The organism is Streptomyces sp. NPDC029152 (genome assembly GCF_055564355.1).
This window is the reverse complement of sequence record NZ_JBVHWR010000023.1, coordinates 96408-102738: the sequence shown is the minus strand read 5'-3', so window position 1 is coordinate 102738 and position 6331 is coordinate 96408. Positions and strand designations below refer to the sequence as shown.

Below are 6331 nucleotides of genomic sequence, written 5' to 3'. Positions count from 1 at the left end.
TGGTTCGGGAAGTCATGTGGGAGGTATTTCCAGGGGATTCCTGTGCGGTTCACGTAGAGGATCGCGTTGAAGACGTCCCGTAAATCGACTTTGGCTGGCTTCCCGGTTGGTCTGCGGTCGAGCCGGGCCTTTCTCCAGGCCGTCAGTGTCGGCTCGATCAGGGCCCATCGGGCGTCGGACAGGTCGCTGGGGTACGGCTTGCGCTCGCTCACGACGTAGCGTGATCACGAGCGAGACGGAGGACTCGATTCCGCTGGTCGTTGGGCGATTCCGCAGCAACTTCAAACCAGACGGACTTCCAGGCGTAAAAGCGAACGAGACGGATGACCAAGCATCCACCGCGGAGAGCGCCATTCGCCACCTACGGGATGAAAGCCCTCAAAGCAGAACAGGAGCAAAAACCGCTTACAGGGCTTAACCTGCGTAAACGCCCTCTAAGAGGTCATCTCGTTTGGGGCCGTCCCCTGCCAGCGGGTGCCAGCGCCTCACATACCTCGGTCTGGGCCGTACCAAGGCTCGGGACGTTCGCCGGCAGACATCGGGAGGTGCTGCAGTTTCACAGGGCCTGGATAGAAAGCTGAGCTGTTGGGGCCGGTCATGTCTTCGCCGACCAGGTAGCGATAGAGCCATTCGGTGAAGCACATGCGGTGCTCTGCCCAGGTTTCGTCATAGTTGACCACGAGTCTGGTGGCATCGGCGGCTGCGTCAAGGAAGATCGTCTCTCCTCGGTCGGTGCTCGCGATCGGCCACAGGCCGTTGCGGGTGCCGAAGCTCAACTCCTCGAGTCCAAGGAGCTGGCGGGGATCCTCGCCGCGCTCGAGGTCGAGCTCATCCCAGGGCACTTCTGACCACGCCTGGATGGTGTCCCGGATCCACTGGACCAGGTTCCACCGCTCGGTCGCGGGGTGGGACAAGGAGAGATGACCGTTGAGTTGGATCGGGGCGTATGCGTCGACGATCACCCGGTAGTCGGCCGGCAGCCGTATGCCGAGATCGGCGTGGAGGCGGCCCCATGCCGAGGGCTCTGCATAGCGGTTCTGGGCCGGTCCAAGCATTGCCATGGTGGCAGCCAGATAGTCGGTCATGGGGTACCTCGTTGGTATGGATCGCTGCCGGGCAGCAGGCCAGCGGCAGGGCGGGATCGTCCGAATGCGTTATGGATCATGCCAGCCTGCCGTCCTCGCCGGTCAGGTCGCCATCCTGCGGTAGCAGATCAGGGCGGCGGCGATCCCGACGAAGGCCAGGAAGTGGTCGGCCTTGCGTTCGTAGCGGCGGTGCAGGCGGCGGCACCCGGCCAGCCACGCCACCGTCCGCTCCACGGTCCAGCGGTGGCGGCCCAGCCGCTGGGAGGACTCGACACCTTTGCGGGCGATGCGCGGGATGATGCGTCGGGTGCGGAGCCATCGGCGCAGGTGGTCGTAGTCGTAGCCCTTGTCGGCGTGGAGCTTGGCGGGCCGCCGACGGCGCGGTCCGCGGCGGGAGCGGATCGGTGGGATACCCCGCACGAGGGGTTCCAGGCCCTGGCTGTCATGCGTGTTCGCCGCCGAGATGCCGACGGAGAGGGGCAGACCGGTCCGCTCGGTGATCAAATGGATCTTTGAGCCCTTCTTTCCGCGATCTACGGGATTCGGGCCCGTCAGGTCCCCCCTTTCATCGCCCGCATGCTCACCGAGTCGATCGCGCACCGCGACCAGTCCAACTCGCCGCGAGCGCCGAGCTCGTCCAGCACCAGGCGGTGAAGCTTGCCCCACACCCGGGCCCGACTCCACTCGGTGAACCGTCGGTGCGCGGTCGGTCCGGACGGGCCGAAACCCGTCGGCAGCTGGCGCCATGTACAGCCCGTCGTGGCCACGAAGATGATCGCCGCCAGCACCTGTCGGTCCCCGTACCTGCGCCGGCCACCACCCTGAGGCCGAACCGGAGCGGCGGGTACCACCCGCTGGAACAACTTCCACAACCCGTCCGGCACCAGACGCTCCACCATCGCTATCACGCCCGGCAGCCTACTGATCAAGCCAGTTGAGACGATCTCTAAGGAGGGTGGGGGTCAAATCGGCCGTCTGTGCCTCCCCTTGCTCGCGATGGGATGAACCAGCCGACGACCTCTGTGGAGAAGGTGTGATGAATCTGAGGGGACCCAAGCGTCTTTGAGTCTTCTGCATGGTCGGGTCCGTCGTTGTCAGCTGGCTCCCCACGCGGGGCTGTGACCTGCCGTGGTCGGGCCCGCAGTCTGGGTTCTAGCGATCGTTGCAACACCTCGGCTCAGAGGTGGCGATGGACGTCGAATTTCGTGAGAAGCGAAGGCCCCAGGGCAACAGGCCGCTGGTCCAAGAACGGGAGACATACTTCCTGCTTGTGGATCAAGGAATGAGCTTTGCCGAGGCCGCCAGGGCCGTCGGCATCAGCACCCGCACCGGCGAACGATGGCGCAACGGACGAGGTGCCTCGGGTCGGTTCAAGGCAGCACCACCGCTCAACGCGGCACCCGTCGATGAATCGAGCAGTCCCTCGCGCTATCTCCGTGAGGCCGAGCGCGTCTACATAGCCGACCGGCTACTGGAGAAGGCCACCATCCGGACGATCGCCGCCGAGCTGGGCCGCAGCCCGTCGACGATCAGCCGAGAAGTCCGCCGCAACGGCACAGCCCTGGCCGACGGCCGCTGGCACTACCGGCCCTATGCCGCCCAGCGACGCGCTGACGCCCGCCGGCCTCGTCCAAAGACCGGGAAGATCGGCCAGAACCCGGAACTGCACGACTTCATCCAGTCGCACCTGACCCTGCGCTGGAGCCCTGAGCAGATCTGCCACGCTCTGCGCAGACGCTTCACTCATCGGCCGGACATGCACGTGAGCCACGAGACCATCTACCAGGCCCTTTACAGCCAAGGCCGCACAGAACTCCGCCGCGAACTGACCCAAACTCTGCGCACGGGACGTGTCAGACGGCTCCCTCGCCGCCTGGCCGATCGCCGGCGCTTCCGGGCAGTCAAGAACAAGGTCATGATCAGCCAACGGCCGCCCGAGGCAGCCGACCGGGCCGTCCCCGGGCACTGGGAAGGCGACCTGATCCTCGGCCGCAAGAAGCACTCCGCGATCGCCACCCTGGTCGACCGCAGCACCCGCTACCTGATGCTGGTCCGCCTGCCCGACGGCTACAACTCCGCAGCCGTGCGCGACGCCCTCATCGCCACCGTCAACACCCTGCCACCTGACCTGAAACGGTCACTGACCTGGGATCAGGGCACTGAGATGGCCGCTCATCGCGACTTCAGCATGGCCACCAACGTCCCGGTCTACTTCTGTGACCCCGGCAGCCCGTGGCAGCGCGGCTCGAATGAAAACACCAACGGCCTGCTCCGTCAGTACTTTCCCAAGGGCACCGACCTGTCCGTCCACACTCGCGAGCACCTGAACGCGGTCGCCGCCGAACTGAACAGCAGGCCCCGCAAGACGCTCGGCTGGGAAACGCCGACCGAGCGCCTGTCTACACTGCTCAAGGCCCAACAGAGCCGGTCGTCGGCTTTCCGTCGACACACGGCAGAACCGCGGCAGGGGGAGCGGTGAGAGTACCTGCGGAGCTGGTCGGCACCCGTGTCACACGCACGGCCTTCGACCACCAGATCCGGATTAGCTTCACCGATCACGCCCCAGACGGCCGCATCCGCGTCGAGGGCGAGCTCGTCATCGAGACACCGTTCACCCTCGTGGACTCCTTGGGCCACCGGGCCCTACTGATGCCAGCCACTGGACCGTCCCTGGCGCCGGTACTCGGCCTGTTCGCCAAGTGCGTCACCCAAACCGAGGTCACCGGGCAAGGCACCCTGTCCCTCGGCTTCGACGACGGCACTCGGCTCAGCATCGAGCCAGACCCCGACTACGAGTCGTGGAACCTCACCGGCTCAGGAATCGATCCCGTCCTGGTTGGCCCAGGCGGCGAGACCGACTGGCAACACTGATCACCGCCGCAACCGACACCGTTGCGGCACTCAACCTGTTGCAACGACCGCTGGAATCCGCCCCACGAGTCCGACCACGCCCCCTTGTCCACCTCTGCTACCGCCCCGACCACGGCCGTGTTTCTCCTTGACCGGGTCCGCTACCGGCTCCGGTCAGACCGCGGACAAGGGGGTCGGTTGCACGCTGCTCCCTCGAGTCCCCGCCCACCAGGGCGGCCCGAAGCGAAGGAGCCACCGTGATGACCGCGCACCGACCCCCGGCAGGCGCCCGGCGTGCCCGCCCCGCCCACGGGCCCGACCAGCAGCGGGCAAGCCGCCCCGGCCTCCTGCGGTGCGCACTCGGGAGGCCACTGTGGAACCCACTTTGGTGCCCGGCACCATGCCGCATGACGAAAGCCCAGGTCACCACGCAGATACGATCGCGCGCCGCGTTGTCACAGCCCCCTTCTCTCCTCCTGAACTTGAAAGGAATGTCCGTGGTGGGGGAGATCATCGGGTCCGGGGGCCGGGTGCCCTTGGCGGCCGGGCGCGGCCAGCGCTCAGCAGGTGGCCGCGCGCACCAGTCGACGGGGAAGGAGCGCAGCTGATGGCGGCCAAGCGTGAGGAGAACCCGGCGGGGTCGTCGAACAACCTGCGCGGCGACGTGCTGCGCGTGCTCGGCGTGCTGAAGGTCGCCACGGCCGAACAGATCCAGCAGATCTCAGCCCCGCACCTGAGCTACCGGCACACCGACAAGCCGACCCCCTCGAAGCGGAAGCAGGCCCGCACCGCCTCCCACACCGGAGCGCTGTCCGATCTGCGCAAGCACGGCCTGGCGGAGAACGGCGGACAGCTCCCGAGCGGAGACAGGCTGCGCAACCTCACCCCGATGGGATTGAAGGCCGCCGCCCGCGAGCTGGGGCGGCCGGTGGGGGAGATGGGCGACCCGGCCCGCGGCGCCGGCCGCACCGGCGCCTCGCACCCGATGACGGTCAACGAAGCCGTGCTCGCCCTGCTGCGCCCGAAGCCGGACCTCGCCCAGCTCACAGGCGAGCCGGCCGACGTCCGCGCCGCCGCGCAGACGGCAGTCGACGCGCCCGCCGGGCTGGGCACCATCGCCTCCTACACGACCGAGGTGGCGCTGCCCGCGACCGGCACCTGGTCCAACCCGGGCAGGGGCGGCGCCCAGGCGGACATCGTCATCACCGCGCCCGAGGACGGCGTGCCGCTGCTGTTCGTGGAGATCGACAACTGCTTCGAGTCCGCGCAGGTCCTCGCCGCGAAGATCGACAAGTACATGCGGTTTGGCCAGCGCAAGGTGAAGGACGTCGACGGCACCGAGCGGCCGATGTGGCGCACCCGCTGGTGGGCGCCTGACGGACGCCACGGCGACCAGCCGCACCCACCACTGCTGCTCGTCTTCAACCGCATCGGCCCCCGCAACCCCGACACCGTCATCGCGCAGCTGGCCGAGCTCACCCAGCGGCACTGGAAGGGCACCTGGTACGAGGACGGCTTCCACATGTACGACGGCAAGCTCCCCATCGTCGTCACCGGCATGAAGCACCTCAAGGAGCACGGCCCGGCCGGGGCCGTCTTCCGGCGCTTCGGCCGGCCACAGAACCAGACGCTCCTCGAGGCGATCGGCAACCCGCGCCGCGAAGCCCACGACGCCCGCCAGCAGGCCGAGTACGCAGCCAGCCAGCGCGAGCACCAGGAGGAACTGCGCCGTATCGCCGCACAGCACAAGGCCGAGCGGGAGGCCAACCGTCCGGTGTGCGCCGGCTGCGGCAGCCGGTTCACCGACGAACGGTGGAAGGCCATCGAGCCCGCCGGGTGGGGTGCCCCACGTGAGACCCACCCGCACCTGTGCGTCGACTGCAAGCAGCAAGCCGTCACCGCCGAACGCCACGCCGAGCAGGCCGTGCCCGAGCACCAGGAGCACGACCAGGCCGTGCCCGAGCAGAAGGCCGACGGCACCTGGCTCTCCCGCTTCCGCAGGTGACGCGACCGCACCCCGGCTGACAGTGGCAGCTGCCACGCTGAACGGATGAACCGTGATGACGAGCAGCTGCCACGCCGCCGGGTCTACGGCCACGACCATGACGACCCCGCCCCGGGCCCACGGCCGGCCCGGACCTACGCCGACCTCGTCGGCGGCCCGCTGGACGGCCTGCTGCTCGACATCACCGGCTGGACACAGGACGAGGCCGACGACGGCGCCGCCCTGATCACCGAGGCCGGGCAGTTCCCCGGCGGCCGCGCCCTGTACGACCCGCGCCCCGGCGAACCACGCACACAGGGTCCCGGCATCGCCTGCCGCTCCTCCTGCTCCGGTGACACTCCCTGACCATCAGCCCGACCACGGTGGCGGACACCCCGACCATGTCTGGTCA

7 protein-coding genes are annotated in these 6331 nt (G+C 68.1%); 4 read left to right on the top strand and 3 right to left on the bottom strand.

Annotated elements, in window-relative coordinates:
• The 3 genes from ACZ4V6_RS32145 to ACZ4V6_RS32135 all read right to left on the bottom strand — a co-directional run.
• A partial coding sequence (locus ACZ4V6_RS32145; protein ID WP_467834190.1) for a transposase occupies nt 1-212 on the bottom strand: 212 nt, incomplete at its 3' end.
• A 273-nt stretch (nt 213-485) separates the two neighbouring features.
• The gene (locus ACZ4V6_RS32140) at nt 486-1085 is read right to left on the bottom strand and encodes an SMI1/KNR4 family protein (protein WP_467834188.1); all 600 of its coding nucleotides are present in this window, start codon (nt 1083-1085) and stop codon (nt 486-488) included.
• 102 nt (nt 1086-1187) lie between these two features.
• A protein-coding gene (locus tag ACZ4V6_RS32135) for an IS5 family transposase (RefSeq protein ID WP_467834199.1) occupies nt 1188-1984 on the bottom strand; the annotation gives its coding sequence in 2 pieces (ribosomal slippage) (nt 1188-1651 and nt 1651-1984; 798 coding nt in all).
• 290 nt (nt 1985-2274) lie between these two features.
• On the opposite strand from ACZ4V6_RS32135, the gene ACZ4V6_RS32130 reads away from it, so the two are divergent.
• From ACZ4V6_RS32130 to ACZ4V6_RS32115, 4 genes are all read left to right on the top strand, one after another.
• Entirely contained in the window at nt 2275-3564 is a 1290-nt protein-coding gene (locus ACZ4V6_RS32130; protein WP_467834186.1) for an IS30 family transposase, read from the top strand.
• On the top strand, nt 3561-3956 hold the full coding sequence (locus tag ACZ4V6_RS32125; protein WP_467834184.1) for a DUF6188 family protein: 396 nt from the start codon (nt 3561-3563) through the stop codon (nt 3954-3956). The genes ACZ4V6_RS32130 and ACZ4V6_RS32125 overlap by 4 nt, the downstream gene beginning before the upstream one ends.
• Before the next feature lie 586 nt (nt 3957-4542).
• Entirely contained in the window at nt 4543-5940 is a 1398-nt protein-coding gene (locus tag ACZ4V6_RS32120; RefSeq protein WP_467834182.1) for a replication-relaxation family protein, read from the top strand.
• A gap of 45 nt (nt 5941-5985) precedes the next feature.
• Nucleotides 5986-6285: a hypothetical protein gene (locus tag ACZ4V6_RS32115; protein ID WP_467834180.1), complete on the top strand. Its 300-nt coding sequence runs from the start codon at nt 5986-5988 to the stop codon at nt 6283-6285.
• The last annotated feature ends 46 nt before the right edge of the window (nt 6286-6331 follow it).

Bases quoted from the DNA above. Each gene is read 5' to 3' on its own strand.
- ACZ4V6_RS32140 (WP_467834188.1), bottom strand. From the start codon at position 1,085: ATGACCGACTATCTGGCTGCCACCATGGCAATGCTTGGACCGGCCCAG.
- ACZ4V6_RS32130 (WP_467834186.1), top strand. From the start codon at position 2,275: ATGGACGTCGAATTTCGTGAGAAGCGAAGGCCCCAGGGCAACAGGCCG.
- ACZ4V6_RS32120 (WP_467834182.1), top strand. From the start codon at position 4,543: ATGGCGGCCAAGCGTGAGGAGAACCCGGCGGGGTCGTCGAACAACCTG.
- ACZ4V6_RS32115 (WP_467834180.1), top strand. From the start codon at position 5,986: ATGAACCGTGATGACGAGCAGCTGCCACGCCGCCGGGTCTACGGCCAC.